This window comes from Streptomyces sp. NBC_00691 (assembly GCF_036226665.1).
Taxonomy (GTDB): domain Bacteria; phylum Actinomycetota; class Actinomycetes; order Streptomycetales; family Streptomycetaceae; genus Streptomyces.
Genome location: NZ_CP109007.1, coordinates 1,105,208 through 1,124,861 on the forward strand (window position 1 = coordinate 1,105,208; position 19,654 = coordinate 1,124,861).

The window sequence follows — 19,654 nt, forward strand, 5'->3', positions numbered from 1 at the left end:
GGGGTGCCTCCGGCGGGTCATAACCCGGGTCTTATGCCCGCAGGGATGACTCCCGTTCGCCATGTCCACGCCCATACTCGGCGGCGATGACACCCGAACCCCCACGATCGGAGTGCACGTTGCAGCCCACCAGATGGACGGCGGCCGTGACAGCGATGGCGCTGTCCGCGAGCCTCGTCGGCACCCTCGCCGGAACGGCGTCGGCAGCGCGGCCGGCGCCGGCACAGAAGGACAGCCCCGTGACCCGCGCGGTCGCGGCCGCGGACCTCGCAGTCGACAGCGGCCTCGACACCCTGATCAACTCGGCCCAGGAACAGTACGAGCGACGTCTCGTCACCCCCTGGGTGAAGGACCTCTACTCGGTGTCGTACGAGCGCAGCTACCGCGGCCTGCCGGTCGTCGGCGGTGACGCCGTAGTCCTCGCCGACGGTTCCGGCAGGATCCGCGCCCTCCAGTCCGCCTCCTCCGTGCGCATCGACGTGGCGACCCGGCCGTCGGTCACCGCGAAGAAGGCCGAGACGGCCTCTCGGAAGAGACTGGCCTCGGTCGACACGGTCGAGACCAGTCGGCTGGTCGTGCGCCTCAAGAACGACAGACCGGTGCTGGCCTGGGAGACCGTGCTGCGCGGCCGTACCGAGAGCGCGCCCAGCAAGCTGCACGTCTTCGTCGACGCACGTACCGGTGCCGTCGTCGACAGCTACGACGACGTGGTGGCGGGCACCGGCAACAGCAAGTGGAACGGGCCCGGTCCGGTCACCATCGACACCACCGCATCGGGCTCCACCTACTCCCTCCGCGATCCGAGCCGGACCGGCCTGAGCTGCGCCGACTACAGCACCAACGCGGTCTTCTCGAAGTCCTCCGACTCCTGGGGCACCGGCAACCCCACGAGCAAGGAGACCGGCTGCGTCGACCTGATGTTCGCCGCGCAGAAGCAGTGGGACATGCTCAGCCAGTGGCTGGGCCGCAACGGCGTCAACGGCAACGGCCGCAGCTTCCCCGGCAAGGTCGGGCTCAGCGACCTCAACGCCTACTGGGACGGCAGCTCGGTGACCATCGGGCGCAACAGCGCCAACGAGTGGATCGCCGGCGTGGACGTGGTGGCCCACGAGTACGGGCACGCCATCGACTCCAACACCCCCGGCGGCACCAGCGGTCAGGAGGCCGGGCTCGGCGAGGGCACCGGTGACATCTTCGGCGCGCTGACCGAGGCGTACATCAACCAGCCCGCCCCCTACGACGTCCCCGACTACCTGGTCGGCGAGGTCATCAACCTCCAGGGGCGGGGCCCGATCCGCAACATGTACAACCCGCCCGCCGTCAACAACGACCCCGCCTGCTACAGCTCGGCGATCCCCGGCACCGAGGTGCACGCCGCCGCAGGCCCGCTGAACCACTGGTTCTACCTGCTGTCCGAGGGCACCAGCCCCGGCGGCGGCAAGCCCAGCAGCAGCACCTGTAACCAGAGCACCCTGACGGGCGTGGGGATACAGACCGCGGGCAAGATCTTCTACGGTGGCATGCTGCTCAAGACCAGCAGCATGAGCTACAAGAAGTACCGCACGGCGACGCTCAGTTCCGCGAAGTCGCTCGACGCGACCTGCGGCCTCTACGACAGGACGAAGGCGGCGTGGGACGCGATCAGCGTGCCCGCCCAGTCGGCGGACCCGACGTGCACCCCGAGCGGTCAGAACAACGACTTCTCGATGTCGCTCAACCCCTCGTCCGGCACGGTCCAGCAGGGCGGCTCGGCGACCACCACCGTCGGCACCACCACCACGACCGGCACGGCTCAGTCGGTGACGCTGACCACCACCGGCCTGCCCGCCGGGGTGACCGCCTCCTTCAGCCCCGCGACGGTGCAGTCCGGCCAGTCCTCGGTGCTGACCCTGACCGCCACCTCCAACGCGGCACCCGGCACGTCCACGGTCGTCGTCAAGGGCCAGGGCGCCACGCTGTCGCACACCACCGACTACACGCTCAACGTCGGCGGAACCCAGCCCGGCAACGACCCGCCGGACATCGACGTCGCCAACGTGCAGGCGCACCTCGCCCAGTTCAACACCATCGCGAGCCAGAACGGCGGCAACCGCCGTGCGGGCAGCGCCGGCTACACCCAGTCGCTGGCCTACGTGAAGGGCAAGCTGCAGGCCGCCGGATACACGGTGACCGAGCAGAACTGCACCTCCTGCACCTACCCGTCGAACAACCTGATCGCCGACTGGCCGGGCGGCCCCGCCGACCAGGTCGTCATGTTCGGTGCGCACCTCGACGGCGTCTCGGCGGGCCCCGGCATCAACGACAACGGCTCGGGCTCCGCGACCCTGCTGGAGAACGCCCTCGCCCTCGCCCAGAAGAACCCGACGATGACCAAGCACGTGCGCTTCGCCTGGTGGACCGACGAGGAACAGGGCCTCAACGGCTCCGCGTTCTACGTCAACCGGCTCACCGCCGCACAGCGCGCCACCATCAAGGCCTACTACAATTTCGACATGGTCGGCTCCACCAACGGCGGCTACTTCATCAACAACCTCAACTCCACCGCCGCCGCACCCCTCAAGGCGTACTGGACCTCCCTGAACCTGGCGCCCGAGGAGAACACCGAAGGCCAGGGCCGCAGCGACGACTACTCCTTCCAGCAGGGCGGCATCCCGACCTCCGGATACGCGGCCGGCGCGAGCGCCCGCAAGACCTCGGCGCAGGCGCAGAAGTGGGGCGGCTCCGCCAACACCGCCTACGACTCCTGCTACCACAGCGCCTGTGACACCACGAGCAACATCAACGCGACGGTCCTGAACCGCAGCGCCGACGGGGTCGCCTACGCCCTCTGGAAGCAGGCGGTCGGCGGCACCACCCCGGCGCAGGACTTCTCCGTCGGCGTGAGCCCGTCCGCGGGCAGCACGGCCCCCGGCGGGTCCGTCTCGGCGACGGTGAACACCGCCACCGTGAGCGGCGCCGCCCAGACCGTGGGGCTCTCCGTCTCCGGCGCGCCGGCCGGCGTGACCGCCACGCTCAGCCCGACGTCCGTCCAGTCCGGCAGCTCCTCGGCCCTGTCCGTCCAGGTCGGCGCGAGCACCACGCCCGGCACGTACACCCTGACGGTCACCGGCTCGGGCACCGTCAGCCACACCACCACGTACACGTTGACCGTCACGGGCGGCGGCTCCTGCACTCCGCGCCAGCTGGTGGTCAACGGCGGCTTCGAGAACGGCAGCAGCCCGTGGAGCGCGAGCACGGGCGTGATCACCAACGACGCCCGGCAGGCCTCGCACGGAGGCAGCTACAAGGCGTGGCTGGGCGGCAGGGGTACCAGCTACACCGAGCGCGCCGCGCAGTCCGTGTCCATCCCCTCGGGCTGCACCTCGTACCGGCTCTCGTTCTTCGTCCACATCGACACGGACGAGACCGAGAACGTCGCCTACGACGTGGCCACCGTCAAGGCGGGCGGGACGCAGCTGGCGTCCTACTCCAACCTGGACGCGACCGCGGGCTACGTCGAGAAGTCGTACGACCTCTCGTCCTTCGCGGGCCAGACCGTCACCCTCGATTTCACGTCGGTGGAGGACCAGTCACTGCAGACCTCGTTCGTCGTGGACGACGTCTCGATCCAGGTGAGCTGAGGCCCGGCGCCCATCCGAACCGGTGAACCAGGCCCGGCCCCCGTCATCCGGGGGCCGGGCGGGCTCGCCCGACGCCTCCCGCACGACAGGGCCGGCCCCGATCCTCCGATCGGGGCCAGCCGCACTGCGCCAACCGGCGACGCCGGCCGAGTGGCCGGGCACGTGGGCCCCGCCTGGTTGTCGAGGACCACCACGTGCCGCGGACCCATGCGTACCTGTCAGGAGCGGGCACACGGCCGTCGCGCTCGGCCACCGCACCCCGCCGTGCCGTCGGGTGGGCCCCGGCGAGCTATCCGAACGACTGGACCAACAGGGCCGGTACGAGCAGTTCCATGGTGAGGGCGGCCGCGAACGCGCGCGCGGCCCTGGAGAGGGCGGCCGGGCGGGCGGCACCCTCGTGGCGCGCCAGCCGGCCGCGGCGGCGGCCGTGAGTGCGACGCCGCGCACGACGACCAGCAGGACGAGCACGGCGAACAGGCCGCCGTAAGGGGCCTCTCGACATCGACGAGGCCGTCCGGCGCGTGTGCGCGGCGAGCGAAGGCTCGCTTTCCCAGGACCGCTGGCGCAGCACCTTGCCCGATCTGAATCAGGACCCGGAGTGCGGCTGACGAACGCCGGGCGCACGCAGCGGTCGGCCTGGAACCGCCCGGTTCCGGCCGCTTTCGGCCCCGCCGACCGTGACGCACCGGTGCGCGCCATCGCAGGGGACATCAGCCTCGGACTCACGGGGTTGAGCGCATCGGCTGGGGTCTGGAGAAGTGCTCAAGTCACTGACGGGAGCGCAGCGTCTCGCTACCGTTCCTCTGGGACAGGGGGGACCATGGGACGCAGTCCGATCGACCCCGGCCGCTTGGCTGCCCGGTTCGCCAGGCTGGCAATCGCGGCCGCGCTGGACGCAATCGACCCGGACGGCTGGCCGGACCGGCGACGCATCATCGGCCGCGCAGTAGAGCGAAGTATCAACCCGAACGCGAGAACAGACATCACTCAGTTCCTCGACGCTGTCCGGAACGGTGAATTGGGTCGGCATGCTACGGATCCCCACGAAAAACTCACGAAAGTCTTCCGGGATCTGCTCTATCCATTCGACCGCGGGACACTGAGTAGGGCCGCCGACAGCATCGACGCCATGGCCAGCGCGCTGCCCTGGATAGACCGCAGCCAGCCCGCCTTGAGAGGGTTCATGCCTCACCTCGGCCATAGCAGCGGCTCTGCCTCCCGGCGCGGCATCACGCACCTCGAATCCGCCCGGTACGACGCGGAAGACATAGAACCCGCCGTTGACGCTCTCCATCTCTCCCTGGCCCGGCTGTTCCTCCGGCTCGGCCCACCGCCCGAACCCACCGGCACCGCATTCACTCCCGCGAGCAACGGCGGCGGAGGAGCGCAAGCATGAGCCTCGAAGACCAACCGGCTGAACTCCCCACGGCCTCCGCACCGGACCCCGTCCTGGCAGCCGGACTCAGCATCGCGGCCCAGTGGGGCGAGGCGCTCGGCGGGCCCGAGAAGCTCCAGGTCGCCCTCAAAGCCCTCGAGCCACAACTCCGACGCGAGCACGAGCTGAACAGACTCCGGCTCGACCGGCAGGAGGCTGACGCAGCCCGGAAGGCGGCTGCGGAAGAAGCCGAGGCGCGGCGGCGCGCACAGGCGCACGAAAGGGAGAAAGAACGGGAGGCAGGTGAGCGGATATCCGTCCGCCATCACAAGCATCGAATGCGGCTTCTCAACTCCGCCGTCACACTGTCGGTATTGATGCTCGGGGGCGGACTCTACGCCATGCCGATAAACGGCTGGATCGCCGGGGCATTGTGCGGTCCGAGCCTGCTCTCCCTGCTGCGGATCTTTGTGTTGCGGCGTAGCGCGGATGCCGACTTGCGCGAGGCGGGTCGTTCGGCGCGCGGGGCCAGCAACGCCCCTCCCCCGATCTGATCAGCGCATCACAGGTTGTCCGATCCGCGTCCGGGGATGCTCCTGGACGGATCGCATAACGGTCGCGCGGGCGGCGAGGCGGCCACGAAGGCCGCGCCGGAATCGGGAGCCCCGACCCGCAGGAGGCAACGGCCCTCGGCCAAGCGGGAGTGGGTGACGGACCACATGTCGGTGACCGCACCCCGGGCCTGCTTGTCGCCGGCGCCGAACCAGCACCGTCGAGTCGCGCGTCGCGCCGACGAACCGGCCCCGTGGGCAAAGGCCGGCCTCACGCGCGGCCTGTCGGCCCGCGGGTGACCGGGCCCCGGTCAGGCCGGCCGCGGGGCGGGTTCACGGGCGGCCCGGACAGCGGCGGACAGCACGCCGATGTCGTAGGCGCCGTGATGCCTGCGGCCGTTGACGAAGCAAGACGTTCATCGCCGAGCTGCTGTCCATGAACGCGGTCATGATCCCCTCGATGACCAACACCATGCCCCAGCCCCACCTGCCCCACGTTCTGCTTCATCATGTCCATCTCCCTGTGCGCCGGCTTCCCCGTCGCCCTCCCGATGAACCGTGGCTGGTCGACCGAGGCCTCAAGGACGGCATGCTCACCGTCCCACGACGAGCCCGTCGCCCCTCGCCGCAGGAATCGCCCTCGCCGGCGCCACGCTCTCCGACCGCCCGCCACGGGCCACACCGGTGGTCACCCCGCCCCGGCCACCCGTCACGCGGTGCGCACCGGCCCCCCGGGTGCGTAGTTCGAGGGGTACACGGCACACGCCTCCCCGCCGGCCGATCAGCCCACCTCCGCAAGCGGCCACGACCACCACGCCATGGAGCCGAGGGGTGGCCGCGGGCAGCTCGCTGTCATGACCGTCGTCAGCCTCCTCGTCCTGGCAGCCGGAGTCGTGGTAGCCGGGATCCTCGGCGATCTGACGATGTGAGCTGCCTCCGGCCAGCACCCCCTGACGGGTGACCATGGCCGGGCCGCTTTCGCCACGGATGCTGATCACCTCGTTCGGCGCGGGCCGGGCGCACCCATCAACCGCCGCTGCTCGACAGCTTCGTCGACCGATAGGCCGGCCCCCTCCTCCACACGCACCGACCTCGCCCTTGATGGAGCGCCTGCCGCGGGAGCAACACCCACGTCGGCAGCGACGAATGTGACGGCTCCGGCCGGCCGCCATCGACAGTTGCGCCCACCAAGGGCTGGCCCGTAACTGCTGGTCACGGAGCTGGTCAGGTGCGGAAACTCCGTAGCTGCCGAGTTCGCGGTGCCGGTATCGTCCGGTCTCCCGACCGCCGTACCAGCCACCTACGTTCAGAGAGCGATGCGCATGACCAGCCATCAGGCAACGACGACTCTGTGGCGTCCCACCGGCCCCAAGGAGCTGGATCTGGTTCGGGAGCTGAACTGGCGTGCGTGGCCGCCCCGGCTGCCCGAGCAGCCGATCTTCTACCCGGTCCTCAACGAGAACTACGCGATCAGGATCGCGCGGGACTGGAACGTGAAGCACGATGGCGCCGGCTTCGTCACTCGTTTTGAGGTCGAGTCGGAGTTCCTGAGCCGGTATCCCATCCAGCAGGCGGGCGGGCAGACGATCCTCGAGCTCTGGGTACCGGCCGAGGAGCTTGACGACTTCAACGCCCGCATCGTCGGCGAGATCCAGGTGGTCCACGAGTTCCACTGAGGCGGGGGGGGGCTTGCTGACGGAGCGCGTCGGCCCGGTGTGATGATCCCGGCGTGGCTGGCGTGATCACGGCGTCGGAGCCGTCCTGGACAGCCCCCCTTCACCGGGCGGAGCCCGCGTACCTTCGGGAAGCAGGTGACCGTGCTGCGGCACGCAGGCGCGGACGCGGCCCTCAAGGGCCGACCGTGCGGCCTGTCACCGGTACTCCACCGACCACCAGGTCGTCATCGACGCCGACACCCGGCTCGTCGTCGTGGTCGGCCGGCCGCTGCCCGGGAACGGCGACCTGAAGATCATTTACGGGACAGCCCTTGGATTCCGTCTCCATGGTCCTCTACACGCCGGGGCGTCTACGGGTAGGTCATGGTGGTGCCGTCAGGATTCCGCCCGAAGGCGGCCTCTAGAACGGCGGGGAGGTCTTCCTCAGGGACCGTGGTGCGTACGTACGCCAGAACGTGGAGAAATTCGTCATCGTCGATGACGCCCATGTGTTCCTGACGTAGTCGGTAGATGATCTCGACAAGCTCCGGACTCAGCTGCATCCAGGCACGGGAGCTTCGGATCTCTTCATCGACCTGCTGCGTGAACCAGCGCATGACCTCGTACGGGACCTCAGTGTGTTCCGCGCCCGGGTGGAAGCACACCGTCGGCTCCCGTGCCGGATCCTCATCGGGGATGATCGCGGTCACGAGATTCCGTTGCGCGGCCACGAGATTCAGTTCCAGATACCAGGCGTCATCGGGCACGGCGTACGTCACGGTGATCGCATAGTCGCCGTCAGGGTGTCGAAAGACCATTGCCGCATGCTGCCACGCCGCGCTGAGGAGCCGGGTCACTGAGGGTTCCTCTCGATAAGCGGGCTTCAGGCGGGCTCCAGGACCATGTTGGCCAGAAGGTCGGCCCGGCTGCGCCGATGACCAGTACCTGAACCAGAACTTGGCGCAGGTCACCGGGGGGTGACATCGGGGCAGCGGGCCGGCCACCGTACCTCCCTCGGCGCCGCGTGAAAGCCATTGCCGTGTGTCCCCCGCCGGAGGACGCCCGGTGCCCGGCCGCGCCCGGCGGATAAAGTCATGGCAAGAGCAGGAGGTGGAACGCGCATGATCCAAGAGGGTTCTGACCCGCCCGAGGACACAGCCGCTTCCGGCGAGGACTCGTCCTCGCCGGAAGCGGAGCTGCTCGGCCGGCGGATCGAGTACCTCTTCACCTACGTACAGCCACTGGGTCGGCGTTTCACGCTTCAGGAGGTCGTCGACGGGATCAAGGAAGCCGCGGGCCGCAAGGACGCGACGCTGTCCGTAGGCCGGCTGTGGGCCCTGGCCAAGGGCAAGGCACCCAACCCGACGGTGGGAACGCTGCGGGTCCTGGGCGACTTCTTCGGCGTCCCGCTCGCCTACTTCATCGACGACGAGGTCGAGGCCCGGGTCTCTGCGCAGCTCGCGCTGATCGCCGCGATGCGCGCCAACGACGTGCGTTCGGTGGCGCTGCGGGCGGCCGCGGTGGCGACGATGTCCACGCAGGGCATCGAGGCCGTGCGCTCCGTCATCGAACGGGCACAGGCCGCTCCCGCGGCGCCACCGACCGTCTGACCTGTGTACTGCCTGTGTAAAGTCTGGCGCCGGAGATCGTTGTGCGGCCGTGCGGGGCCCCGCGATCGGGTGAACGGCGAGAGGGAACTCGGGGCGCATGGACCGCCGTGACTGGCGTGAGCTGAGGACGCGGTACGAGACGCTGATCGGACGTTACGCCCTCTCTCACCCCTTCCAAGTCGACGAGCTCTGCTCGGCCATCGCCGCGGAGCGCGGCCGACCGCTGCTCCTGCTCCCCATGCCCGCCGTCATGCCCGCGCGCGCCGGAGTGTGCGGCATGTGGGTGTCGTTCGGCACCTCCGACCACGTCTACTACAACGTGGTGACGAGCCGCACGCACCAGACGCACATCGTGCTGCACGAACTGGCCCACATCCTGCTCGACCACCGAGAACCCAGCGGCCCCGAGCCCGGGATGCTCGCACAGCTCTTCCCCGACCTGGACCCGGCCATGGCCGCACGGCTGCTGGGCCGCACCCGGACGAAAGCCACGACGCGGCAGGAACAGGAGGCCGAGTTGCTCGCCTCAGTGATGTGGCAGCACTTCAACGTCGCACCGGCAGCCGCCGCATCGGCTTCCCCCGAAACGGCCGACACCCTCAACCGGGTGATCGGTGCCTTGTCCAGACGCACCACCCTGAGGCCCCGTTGAGGATTTTCGACCTCGTTGTCGTCCCGCCCCTCTGGCTGTTCGTGTGCTGGAAAGCACCGGGGCTCCGCTCGGCGCCGCGGCAGGACCGCCTCATGTGGCTGATGTGGGCGCTTTGGGCAGTCGCCTTCACCATCGGCGTGCCCGCGGTCCGCCGGGTCATCGACGCGGCCGTGGCGGTTCCGAGCTTCACGAACCTGCCGGTCCACATGCTGTCGCTGTGCGCCATGGGGGCGCTCTTCGAATTCATCCGCGAGGCGACCGGAGCCCGGCGTCACCGGCTCTCCGGGCTGCGCTGGATCCTGCTGGGGCTGGCGGAGGCCGGGCTGATCACCACCTTCGCCGCGAGCCCACTCCCGGACGGGGAGACCGACCTGGTGACCGTGACCCGGTCGCCGATGATCACCGCGTACTGGATGCTCTTCCTCGGATACATCCTGTACGGGGTGCTCAGCGCGATCCGCCTGTGCTGGCGGTACGGGCGCCACGCCGCACCCGGTCCGACCCGGACGGCGATGCGACTGCTCGGATCGGCCAGCTCCTTCGGGCTGCTGTACGTCGTCCACCGGCTCGCGCACCTGGCGGCCGCGCTCACGGGGCGGAGCCTGACCGGCGCACCAGGTGTGGTGGTGACCACGCAGATCCTTCTGGCGTGCACCCTGCTGCTACTGCTGGCCAGTGTGAGCTGGCCGTTCCTCGCCGGGTGCGCGACGAGGGCGCGGCTGCACCGGCAGGTCAAGGCCATCCGTCCGCTGTGGCGACTCCTGACGGAGTCGACGCCGGAGGTGGTCCTTCCGCTGCCCGCGGGCCTGCACAAGGACATCGACATGGTCCGCTACCGCTGCGTCATCGAGATCCGCGACAGCGCGCTCGCCCTGTCCGGTCACGTCTCGCGGGAGCAACTCGAAGCCGTACGGCGCGCCCTGGCGGAATCGGGGCTCCGCGGTGTCGAGCGGGACGCGACGGCCGAGGCGGCCGTCCTGCTGTACGCGGCGCGGGCCGAAGGCGCCGGTGAGCCGCCTCGGTTCCCCGAACGGGCCATGGTGCGGGACGGCGGCGACCTGGACACCGACGCCGCATGGCTGCGGAAGGTCTCGGCAGCAGTCCGCTCGTCCGAAGCGGACGCGGCCGTTGCACTCCTGCTCGAGGACGCGCATTCCGAGGTCCTCACGACCGAATGACTCCGGCGCCGGTCTCCAGGACTGAAGTGCTGGAGACCGGCGCCGTGTTCACGCTCCGGCCGGTGTCGGCCGGTGTGTTGCGGGTGTGGGTCAGCCGTTCCAGGTACCCGTGATGGCGTGGGCGCCGGGGGCGGCGGGCAGGCCCTGGAGGGCGACGGTGCCGGTGGTGGCCCAGGTGCGGTCGGCGTGCCGGACGGTGTGGAGGAGCTTGCCGTCGGCGGTGGTGACGGTCACGACGACCTCGCCGTCGACGGTGGCGGTGGCGACGGACTTGGCGGTGACCGTGCCGAGGATGCTCTTGATCTCGGTCAGCGGGGTCCAGGTGCCGTTGAAGTTGCGGACCGCGTGGTACTGGCGGGCGCCGTTGTCGGTGGCGACGACGATGTGCATCTCGTCCCCGGAGCCGGTCGTGCTGACCGAGGTGATCGGACCGGTCGGACCGGCGGCGCCGGCGACGTCGCCCCAGGCGAGCCAATTGCCGTTCCACTGACGGATCGTGTGGAAGGCCTTCCCACCGCTGATGGTGGTGACCTGGAGCTCACCGCGGACCACGGCGGTGGCGGCGGCCGTCACGTTGGCGACCTTCCCGGAGGTGATGTCCTTGAACGGCGTCCAGTGGCCGGTCGCGTTGCGGACGGTGTGGAACGCTTTGCCGTCGGCGACCGCGACGACGTGCAGGTCGTAGCCGATGTTCGAGGCAGTGACGCTGGTCAGGCCGCCCAGGGCGTTGGCCGCGCCGAAGACGTCGCCGAAGGTGCCCCAGGTGCCGTCCTGCTTGCGGATCGTGTGGAAGAGCCCGCCCGCGTTGGTGACGGCCAGGACGTGGCTGTCACCGTTCATCCCGACGACCGCCGAGCTGCGGATCGCGCCGATGCTGCCGGCGCCCTGCGTCTGCACGTCTCGGAAACCGGTCCAGGAGCCGTCCGCCAGACGGATGCCCTGGTAGAGGCTGCTGCCCGACTGGACCAGAGCCTGGGTACGCCAGCCCGGAGAAAGCGCACGGACTCGCTGGATCCAGTCGCCCTGGTCGTCGACCCGGGTGCTGAACGCTCCGGAGCGGGTCTCGCCGCTGCCCAGGCAACCGCCCTGGAAGCCGCGGCTGACCACACCGACGAGAGTCGGCTTGCCGGTCATCATGCGCAGGGTCGACGCACCCGCGTCGCCCTTGCAGACCGTCGCGTCGGCCGGGGTCTTCGCGGCCAGGTCGAAGCCGGTGGCGTCGGTTGCGCCCGCGCTGAAGGCCGCGCTGTGCCGACTGACGGAACCCCAGCCGTCCTGGGTACGGCCGTACCCGACGACGTCGAATTCCTCACCGGTGGTGGGGGCGGCCGAGGAGACGGCGACGGGCGTGATGCCGGTGGCGGGGTTCGCGAGGCGGACCATGACCAGGTCGCGGTCCGGGTGCGGGACCAGTTCGGTGGCGTCGGCGGTGAAGCCGGTGCCGGACATGATCCAGGCCTTGCCGACCGAGACCTTGGTCTTGTCCTTCGGAGCCCCTGCTGTGACGGTGTTGTTCTCAGCGGGCTTGTCGGCGAAGCAGCTCTTGGCGGTGATCACCCAGTACGGGTCCACGAGCGCGCCGGAGCAGCGCTTGGTGTCGCCGATCTCCAGCTTCGCGTTGAACTTGAGTACCTCGTCGTTGAGGGGCTGACCGGCCATCCGCGGGCCGGAGGAGCCGGTGATGCGCATCTCCAGCAGGACGGCCTGCTTGGGGTCGACGGGGTCAGCCTCGCCGAAGCCCTTGGACGTGTCCTCGGGAATGCTCAGGTTGCTGGTGGTGCCACCGATGGAGACGCTGGCGTTGATGTCCCGGTCGACGGTCTCGATCCGGTACGCCCGCGGGATGTTCACGGCCAGGTAGCCGGTGTTGTGGGCCTTGAAGCAGATCCTGGAGTCACTCGTCTTCAGGTTCCGCGCCCACACCATGATCTGGTACTGGTCGGAGCAGCTGGTGTGGCTGATGCCCCCGTCGCCGGCGATGAGGCCGGCACCGGTGGCTGCCAGGATCTCGTCGCCGAACGGGTAGGCCCCGTCCTCGACGGCGAAGGGAGCGCCGGCGTTCGCGGGCACTTCCTCGGCCGCCCCGGCGGTATGCGCGGGTGCCCCCAGTACGACGGCCGTGGTGGCGGTGGCAGCAGCCACCCATCTACGAGTTCGCAAGGCGATGACTTCACTTTCCTGAAACCGGTCTCGCCACGTGTATGGGGAGGCGAGATGAACCCGACACTTCCGGGTCGCAACAACTTGCAGTCCGCTCCGTTGCGAACTGACAGGACCAGCCTGGGGAGCCGCGCCGCAGCATAGCCAGGATTTTCATTGAAGTGAATTTCGTGTCGATCGAGCAGAATCGGAACACAATGCTCCGATTGTTCGCGGCCAAAGGTCGAGCCGTGGGAGGACAACTCCCCTACGGTGTGCCACCCTTGGTCCTCGCCCGGTGCTGATGGTGCATCACCGGGCGCTGGGGGGCCGGAGTATCCGGATCCCGGCCTGTCGCCGCTCCGCCTGGGAAGCGTCATCGAGCGGCCCGCAGGCCTCCCGCGTTCGCGCGTATGACACCGACGTCCACAGAAGCCGGCGTTGTGGCTCCTGTGCCGTCCGCATGCCCGCGCGACCGCGGCGTCACAAACCGAGGGGAAGATTTCGTGCGTCACAAAACACCACAGTGGTCTAGCGGGAGTGGGAGGAGAGGCATGGCCAGACCTGGCTTCCTCGGCAGAGGCCTGCTGCCCCTCGCTCTGGTCGCCGGGCTCGTCTCCGCCGCGCCCGCGGCCGCCGAAGGCCCGGTCACCCCACCCCTCACCGAACGTCAGCAAGTCGTCCAGCTCTGGCGGTCCGGCGGCCCGGCCGTGAAATCCGCGTCCGGGGCGGCACTCGTCGGCAACGACGAGCAGATCCGCAAGTACCTGGCCGACGGCCAGAAGGTGGCCGAGCAGCTCGATCTGCGCGAGGCCGCACTCAAGCTCGTCACCGAAGCAGGCGCCGGCGTCAGCGAGGCCGCCGCGAAGGCCCTCGACGGCACCCCCGAGGAACTCGCCGTCTTCATGAAGACCGGCTGGCAGCGGCCGCTCGCCGACGACCAGCGCGTCGAAGCCGCACGCGCCATCGAGTCAGGCGGCGCCGGTGTCCGCGAGGTCGGCAACGCCGCGATGCGCGGCTCGATCGAAGACATCCGCGCGTTCCTGACCGAGGGCCAGTACAAGCAGCGCGACGACGACGCCCGCGTCCGGGTCGCGCAGATAGAGGCCGCAGGCGGCCCCGCCACCAAGCGCGCCGCCGGCGAGGCTCTCCGGGCGGGCATCGCGGAGATCCGCGAGTTCCTCACGTACGGGCAGCACATCACCCACGCCCAGGACCGCGAACTCGCCACCATCCAGGACCTGGAAGCTCAGACCAAGGACGCCGGCGTCGCGGCCGAGAAGGCCAAGAGGACCGCGCAGGAGGAGTCCGAGAAGGCCAAGACAGCCGCCAGGCTGGCCAAGGTGGAGACCGCCAAGGCCGCCGCCGAGTCCGCGCTCGCCAAGAACGACGCGGTCCGCGCCAAGGACGCCGCCCGCCGCGCAGCGGAGTCCGGTCGCCGCGCCGCCGCCGCGGCCCGCACCGCCATCACGGCCGCGAGGGCTGCCAACGCCGCCGCGCAAGCAGCCGCCATGGCCGCCGAGAACGCCTCCAGCGCCGCCCTTCGGGCATCGAAGGCGGCGACCCGCGCATGGGAAGCGGCCGGCTCCGCCGAGGACCACGAGCAGGCCGCGGCCTACGCCGACGAGGCCGCCGCCGTCGCCTCCCGGATCGCCGACTCCACCGACGCGGTGAAGGAAACGGCGCGCCAGCTGCAGATCGTCATGCAGGCGACGTACGACGCCATCAAGGACATGCACCTCTCGGCGGATGAGGCGACGGAGTCCGCGAGGTGGGCCAAGGAGTCCGGTGTCGAGTACGGGGCCGCTCAGGCTGCCGCCGCCTCGACCCGCCGGCACGCCGCGGAAGCCAAGCGTGCGGCCGACGCCGCCGTGGCGTACGCCGCGGATGCGGCCCAGGCCGCCGGTGAGGCCGCCGCCGCGGCCCGTTCGGCCGCCGACCATGCCCGCAAGGCGGCTGTGGCCGCGCGCGCGGCCGCCGGGCACGCCGGCGACGCGCAGGAAGCCGCGAACCGGGCGAAGGCCGCCGCCGCGGGGGCTCTCACAGCCGCCCAAGCCGCGGAAGCAGCCGTCAAGCAGGCCGAGACCGTGCAGGTGACGGCCCGCAAGACCGAGGCAGAAGAGATCGCCGCCCGCACCCGCACCCTGGTCAACGAGGCCAGGGACGCCTCGGACAACTACAACGAGGCGAAGGCGGAGATCGTCCGCGTCTCCCAGGAAGCCGTCAAACTCGACGTCGACTTCATGCAGCTCGCCGACCAGGCCCGCCAGCCCGGCGTGGACCCCGCCCTCATCGCCCTGACCGGCCGCAAGATGGCCCTGATCGCGATGCAGACCCGTGGCGCCTGGAGCCGCGTCGCCGCCGAGGCAGCCCTCTCCGGCGACGACGCCACCGTCGTGGCGTACGCGAGCACCGGCTGGAAGTCGGCCGATGCACAGGACGAACGCGACCTGGTCAACACCATCGCCCAGACCGGCGCCTACGAAGACCTGCGCAAGGCAGCGGCCGCGGCCCTGGCCGGCACGCCCGCCCAAGTCCACACCTTCCTGACCACCGGTCAGTACCAGGCAGCGGCCGCCGACAACCGCATCGCGGTGTCCCGCATCGCCGAAGCCGGCGGCACGGGCGTCAAGGAGGAGGCCAAGAAGGCCCTCGACAACGCCGACCCCAAGACCCTGGACACCTTCCTCACCAGCGGCCAGCACCAGGCACGGCTCGAAGACGACCGTGTCAAGGTTGCGAGCCTGGCCGAAGGCGGCACCCCCGAGGTCAAGGCGGCGGCCGAAGCCGCGCTCGCCAGCCCCGACACGAATCTGCGTACCTTCCTCGAGTCCGGCCTGTTCCGCGCCCAGCGCCGCGACCAGCTGAACGCCGCGCACGTCGCCCAGGTCAAGGCAATCATCGCGGGTGCCAGCCAGATCGCCGCGCGCGCGTACGAAGACGCCTTCCACGCAGCCGAGAGCGCCGCCCTCGCCCAGGGCTATTCCGACCAGGCGAGGGAGCACGCCAACACGGCGGCCGCCTACGCCAACACGGCCGCAGGCTGGGCCGACCAGGCCGCACAGTCCGCGACGAGCGCCCGCAACTCCGCCAACGCCGCCGCGGCCTCCGCCTCCAGTGCCCGCGCCGCCGAGAAGCAGGCAGCCAGTGCCGTCCGCCGCGCAGACGACTCGGTCACGGCCGCCGGCGCCAGCTTCAAGGCAGCGGTCGGATACGCGGAGGACGCCTTCCGAGCCGCTGAGGAAGCCCGGGTCTCCGCCGTCAACGCCGGCGCCAGTAGCGAAAGCGCGCAGGTCACCCACAACGAGACCATCGACCGCTACATGCGGGACCAGCACCAGAAGGCGGTACAGGAGAAGCTGCGCGCGGACGCGGAGCAGAAGCGCAAGCTCATCAAGCTCGGCTTCGGCATCGTGAACTTCCTCCTCACCAAGCAGCTCCCCGCGGACACGCCCATCGGCGTCCGACTGGACGTCGTGCACTTCGGCCTCGACATCCTCGGCATGGTCCCGGTCTTCGGCGAGGTCGCCGACGGAGTCAACTGCGGCATGTACGCGATGGAAGGAACCATCGAGTACTTCCACCCCATCGGGCGCGAGGGCGCATGGATCGACGCGGGACTGGCCTGCGCCTCCATGATTCCCGTCGGCGGCTGGGCCACCACCCCGTTCAAGTTCGCCCGTTACGCGGAGAAGTACGGCCCCGACGCGAAGAAGCTCTTCGACGACTTCGCCACCTTCCTCAAGAAGGCACCCAGCTGCCCGGGGGTGAAGAACAGCTTCCCGGCCGGCACCCGAGTCCTCATGGGCGACCGGACCACGAAGCCCATCGAGCAGGTCCGTGTCGGTGACACGGTTCAAGCCGCCGACCCGGTCACGGGTGCATCCGGTCCCCGTCGCGTCGAGGCCACCATCTACACCCCCGACGACCGCGACTTCACGGACGTCACCTTGAGCGCCGCTCGCGGTGAGAGCACGGTCACCGCCACCGACCACCACCCCTTCTGGTCCGTGAAGACCAGGACGTGGACCGACGCGGCCGACCTGAACGCGGGTGACACCCTCCGCACGGGCGACGGCGACACCGTCCAGGTGGACAAGGTCCGCCAGTGGAAGACGCTCCAGCCCGCCTACAACCTCTCCGTCAACGACCTGCACACGTACTTCGTACTCGCGGGTACGACCTCGGTCCTGGTCCACAACACCACGCCCTGCCCCAACCTCTTCGACCTCCACAAGCAAGCGGACGGCACCCTGTACAACGGGTGGCAGCATGTCCTTGCGCGGCATATCAAGGGGAGCCCTGAGAATGCGGGGAAGACCTACTTCCACCTCCAAGGACGGTCCGGCCCCCTTTCGCAGGCGGATCTCGACGACATCGCCGAGTTGATCAGGGAGACCGTCGAGGACGGAGTATCCTTCCCCAACACTGGGGTACTCCTGGACGGTACGCCGAGGAACGGGACCAAGTATCAACTCGACTTCGGAGACGAGGTCATCGGCAGGAGTCCCGATGGCACAGACCTCCATCACATCGAAGTGATCATCGACCCTGACGGCACGCTCCGTACCGCATATCCGATCCCCTCACGCAACTACAGGGGATGAGATGACCGCATCACAGGAAATGGAATGGGTGTTGGCCGGGTCCGGGTGGGCCAGGTGGCGATGGTCGGTGGAAGGTGAGGCGCACCAGTTCAGCGTCTCGTACACCGGCGAGGCGCTCGAGTGTCTCCTGGACGCCACGGCCGACCTGCGCCTGGGGGCTCGCTTCACCTACGCGACGCTGGAGTCCGAGCCCGAAGGATGGCGCGTCTTCCTCACGGCCGCCGGAGAGGAGGTGTTCGTCCAGATCGTCCAGTATCCGTACATGCAAGACGAGTTCCGCTGGAGCGACGCCGTCCTGTTGTGGGCCAAGCGAATCGACATGCGGGGTTTCATCGACGCGGTGTGCCGTATGACGGACGAACTCCTTGCCAAGCACGGGCGAGACGGCTACATGCGCCAGTTCGGAAAGCCCTTCCCTGTCGGCCCGTACGAGCGGCTGACCGGAGAAGTAGGCGCTAAGGAGAGCTAAGGGCCGTCCCGAGGATCTTCCAGATCCAGATCCGTGCGAGGACGTGCTCGGCCCGGGCTCGGACCTGCTTGTGGGATGTGTCGTGTTCCTCTTTCCAGCCGCGGAGTTCGGTCCGACCGCGCTCCGCGGCGGTGAGGGATGACGACCCGGTGCCCGGGTAGCCGCCGTCGGCGATCGTGATGGTCTCGCCGACGGCGGCTCCCCTCTCCCGCTCCTCTCGGGCCTTCGGCAGGGTCACAACAGCAGGCCATGGAGGCTGGGCGCACACGGCACACCCGAACTATGGTGCCCCACCACATACGCCCCTGACCTGCCGCTTCCTACGGTATGGCGACACCGAATCGTCCCCGTACCTGCCTGGAAGTGGTGCACATGGCCGCCGCAACTCCCTCCCCGACGCCACCCGGTTCCCTCAAGCGGATCGTCGCCGCCAGTCTCATCGGCACCACCATCGAGTGGTACGACTTCTTCCTGTACGGGTCCGCCGCCGCGCTCGTGTTCAACAAGCTGTTCTTTCCCGATTCCGATCCGCTCGTCGGGACCCTGCTGTCCTTCCTGACGTACGCGGTCGGGTTCGCCGCGCGGCCGCTCGGGGCGCTCGTGTTCGGGCACTACGGCGACCGGCTCGGGCGGAAGAAGCTGCTGGTGCTCAGCCTGCTCCTGATGGGCGGGGCCACCTTCGCCATCGGGCTGCTGCCGACGCACGCGACCGTCGGGTCCGCCGCCCCCGTGCTGCTGACCGTGCTGCGGCTCGTGCAGGGGTTCGCGCTCGGTGGTGAGTGGGGCGGGGCCGTGCTGCTGGTGTCCGAGCACGGGGACGCCAGGCGGCGCGGGTTCTGGGCCTCGTGGCCGCAGACCGGTGCGCCGGCCGGGCAGTTGCTGGCGACCGGTGTGCTGTCCGCGCTGACCGCGCTGCTCTCCGACGCCGCCTTCGCCTCGTGGGGCTGGCGCATCCCCTTCCTGCTCTCCGGTGTGCTCGTGATCGTCGGCCTCTGGATCCGGCTCTCCGTCGACGAGTCGCCCGTCTTCAAGGCGGCCCTCGCCGCCGCCGAGGAGCGCAAGGCCGTCGACGGTCAGGTCGAGAAGCTGCCGCTGGTCGCCGTCCTTCGGCACCACTGGCGGGACGTGCTGATCGCGATGGGCGCCCGTATGGCGGAGAACATCTCGTACTACGTGATCACCGCGTTCATCCTGGTCTACGCGACCACCGAGGTCGGGCTCTCCAAGCAGACCGCGCTCAACGCCGTTCTCATCGGCTCCGCCGTCCACTTCGCCGTGATTCCGCTCTGGGGCGCGCTCTCCGACCGCCTCGGCCGCCGTCCCGTGTACCTGATCGGCGCGATCGGCGTCGGGGCCTGGATGTTCCCGTTCTTCACGCTCATCGACCGGGGCACCTTCGGCTCCCTGCTGCTCGCCGTGACCGTCGGCCTGGTCCTGCACGGGGCGATGTACGCGCCGCAGGCCGCCTTCTTCTCCGAGATGTTCGCGACCCGGATGCGCTACTCCGGTGCCTCCATCGGCGCCCAGTTCTCCTCCGTCGCCGCCGGCGCGCCCGCCCCGCTCATCGCGACCGCGCTGCTCGCCGACTACGGGAACTCGACTCCGATCGCCCTGTACGTGATCGCCGCCGCGCTGCTCACCGTGGTCGCCATCGCCTGTGCCAAGGAGACCCGGGACCGTGACCTCGGGGAGATCGAGGAGCGGACCGCCGCCGACGCCAAGGTCGGCGCCGACGCCTGAGTTCCCGACCGGTCGTGGACGGCCCGGTGCCCCGCTCGTGACGAGCGGGGCACCGGGC

General features: G+C 69.7%; 12 protein-coding genes and 2 pseudogenes. 11 read left to right on the forward strand and 3 right to left on the reverse strand.

Annotated features, from left to right (window positions below):
* Positions 1–155: 155 nt before the first annotated feature.
* The 5 genes and pseudogenes from OG392_RS04795 to OG392_RS04815 all read left to right on the forward strand — a co-directional run.
* A complete protein-coding gene (locus OG392_RS04795) occupies positions 156–3,620 on the forward strand; it encodes a M28 family peptidase (protein WP_329287068.1) in 3,465 nt (1,154 codons plus the stop codon).
* 820 nt (positions 3,621–4,440) lie between these two features.
* Entirely contained in the window at positions 4,441–5,016 is a 576-nt protein-coding gene (locus OG392_RS04800) for a hypothetical protein (RefSeq protein WP_329275955.1), read from the forward strand.
* The gene (locus tag OG392_RS04805; protein WP_329275957.1) at positions 5,013–5,549 is read left to right on the forward strand and encodes a hypothetical protein; all 537 of its coding nucleotides are present in this window, start codon (positions 5,013–5,015) and stop codon (positions 5,547–5,549) included. Before OG392_RS04800 ends, OG392_RS04805 begins: the two co-directional genes overlap by 4 nt.
* Before the next feature lie 1,313 nt (positions 5,550–6,862).
* The gene (locus tag OG392_RS04810) at positions 6,863–7,222 is read left to right on the forward strand and encodes a hypothetical protein (RefSeq protein ID WP_329275959.1); all 360 of its coding nucleotides are present in this window, start codon (positions 6,863–6,865) and stop codon (positions 7,220–7,222) included.
* Between the two features lie 53 nt (positions 7,223–7,275).
* Positions 7,276–7,502, forward strand: a pseudogene (locus tag OG392_RS04815) (hypothetical protein); the annotation flags it as partial.
* 70 nt (positions 7,503–7,572) lie between these two features.
* Here the strand turns inward: OG392_RS04815 and OG392_RS04820 are convergent.
* On the reverse strand, positions 7,573–8,058 hold the full coding sequence (locus tag OG392_RS04820; protein ID WP_443054676.1) for a hypothetical protein: 486 nt from the start codon (positions 8,056–8,058) through the stop codon (positions 7,573–7,575).
* A gap of 264 nt (positions 8,059–8,322) precedes the next feature.
* On the opposite strand from OG392_RS04820, the gene OG392_RS04825 reads away from it, so the two are divergent.
* The 3 genes from OG392_RS04825 (at position 8,323) to OG392_RS04835 (ending at position 10,641) form a co-directional block, all read left to right on the forward strand.
* A complete protein-coding gene (locus tag OG392_RS04825) occupies positions 8,323–8,811 on the forward strand; it encodes a hypothetical protein (protein WP_329275962.1) in 489 nt (162 codons plus the stop codon).
* A 97-nt stretch (positions 8,812–8,908) separates the two neighbouring features.
* Positions 8,909–9,463, forward strand: coding sequence for a hypothetical protein (locus tag OG392_RS04830; RefSeq protein WP_329275964.1), 555 nt, complete (start codon positions 8,909–8,911; stop codon positions 9,461–9,463).
* Positions 9,460–10,641: an MAB_1171c family putative transporter gene (locus OG392_RS04835; protein ID WP_329275966.1), complete on the forward strand. Its 1,182-nt coding sequence runs from the start codon at positions 9,460–9,462 to the stop codon at positions 10,639–10,641. Before OG392_RS04830 ends, OG392_RS04835 begins: the two co-directional genes overlap by 4 nt.
* Before the next feature lie 90 nt (positions 10,642–10,731).
* On the opposite strand, the gene OG392_RS04840 is transcribed toward OG392_RS04835, so the two are convergent.
* A complete protein-coding gene (locus OG392_RS04840; protein ID WP_329275969.1) occupies positions 10,732–12,783 on the reverse strand; it encodes a trypsin-like serine protease in 2,052 nt (683 codons plus the stop codon).
* A 551-nt stretch (positions 12,784–13,334) separates the two neighbouring features.
* On the opposite strand from OG392_RS04840, the gene OG392_RS04845 reads away from it, so the two are divergent.
* Positions 13,335–17,387 carry a polymorphic toxin-type HINT domain-containing protein gene (locus OG392_RS04845; RefSeq protein WP_329275972.1) on the forward strand — a complete coding sequence of 1,351 codons (4,053 nt, stop codon included), beginning with the start codon at positions 13,335–13,337 and terminating at the stop codon, positions 17,385–17,387.
* Position 17,388: 1 nt separating this feature from the next.
* A complete protein-coding gene (locus tag OG392_RS04850) occupies positions 17,389–17,856 on the forward strand; it encodes a hypothetical protein (RefSeq protein ID WP_329275974.1) in 468 nt (155 codons plus the stop codon).
* A gap of 10 nt (positions 17,857–17,866) precedes the next feature.
* Here OG392_RS04850 and OG392_RS04855 read toward each other — a convergent pair.
* Positions 17,867–18,082 (reverse strand): annotated as a pseudogene (locus OG392_RS04855) (IS5/IS1182 family transposase); the annotation flags it as partial.
* A 146-nt stretch (positions 18,083–18,228) separates the two neighbouring features.
* On the opposite strand from OG392_RS04855, the gene OG392_RS04860 reads away from it, so the two are divergent.
* Positions 18,229–19,596, forward strand: a complete 1,368-nt coding sequence (locus OG392_RS04860; RefSeq protein ID WP_329275977.1) for an MFS transporter — start codon at positions 18,229–18,231, stop codon at positions 19,594–19,596.
* Positions 19,597–19,654: the final 58 nt, after the last annotated feature.

Bases quoted from the DNA above. Each gene is read 5' to 3' on its own strand.
- OG392_RS04805 (WP_329275957.1), top strand. From the start codon at position 5,013: ATGAGCCTCGAAGACCAACCGGCTGAACTCCCCACGGCCTCCGCACCG.
- OG392_RS04810 (WP_329275959.1), top strand. From the start codon at position 6,863: ATGCGCATGACCAGCCATCAGGCAACGACGACTCTGTGGCGTCCCACC.
- OG392_RS04795 (WP_329287068.1), top strand. From the start codon at position 156: ATGGCGCTGTCCGCGAGCCTCGTCGGCACCCTCGCCGGAACGGCGTCG.
- OG392_RS04830 (WP_329275964.1), top strand. From the start codon at position 8,909: ATGGACCGCCGTGACTGGCGTGAGCTGAGGACGCGGTACGAGACGCTG.
- OG392_RS04845 (WP_329275972.1), top strand. From the start codon at position 13,335: ATGGCCAGACCTGGCTTCCTCGGCAGAGGCCTGCTGCCCCTCGCTCTG.
- OG392_RS04860 (WP_329275977.1), top strand. From the start codon at position 18,229: ATGGCCGCCGCAACTCCCTCCCCGACGCCACCCGGTTCCCTCAAGCGG.
- OG392_RS04850 (WP_329275974.1), top strand. From the start codon at position 17,389: ATGACCGCATCACAGGAAATGGAATGGGTGTTGGCCGGGTCCGGGTGG.
- OG392_RS04800 (WP_329275955.1), top strand. From the start codon at position 4,441: ATGGGACGCAGTCCGATCGACCCCGGCCGCTTGGCTGCCCGGTTCGCC.
- OG392_RS04825 (WP_329275962.1), top strand. From the start codon at position 8,323: ATGATCCAAGAGGGTTCTGACCCGCCCGAGGACACAGCCGCTTCCGGC.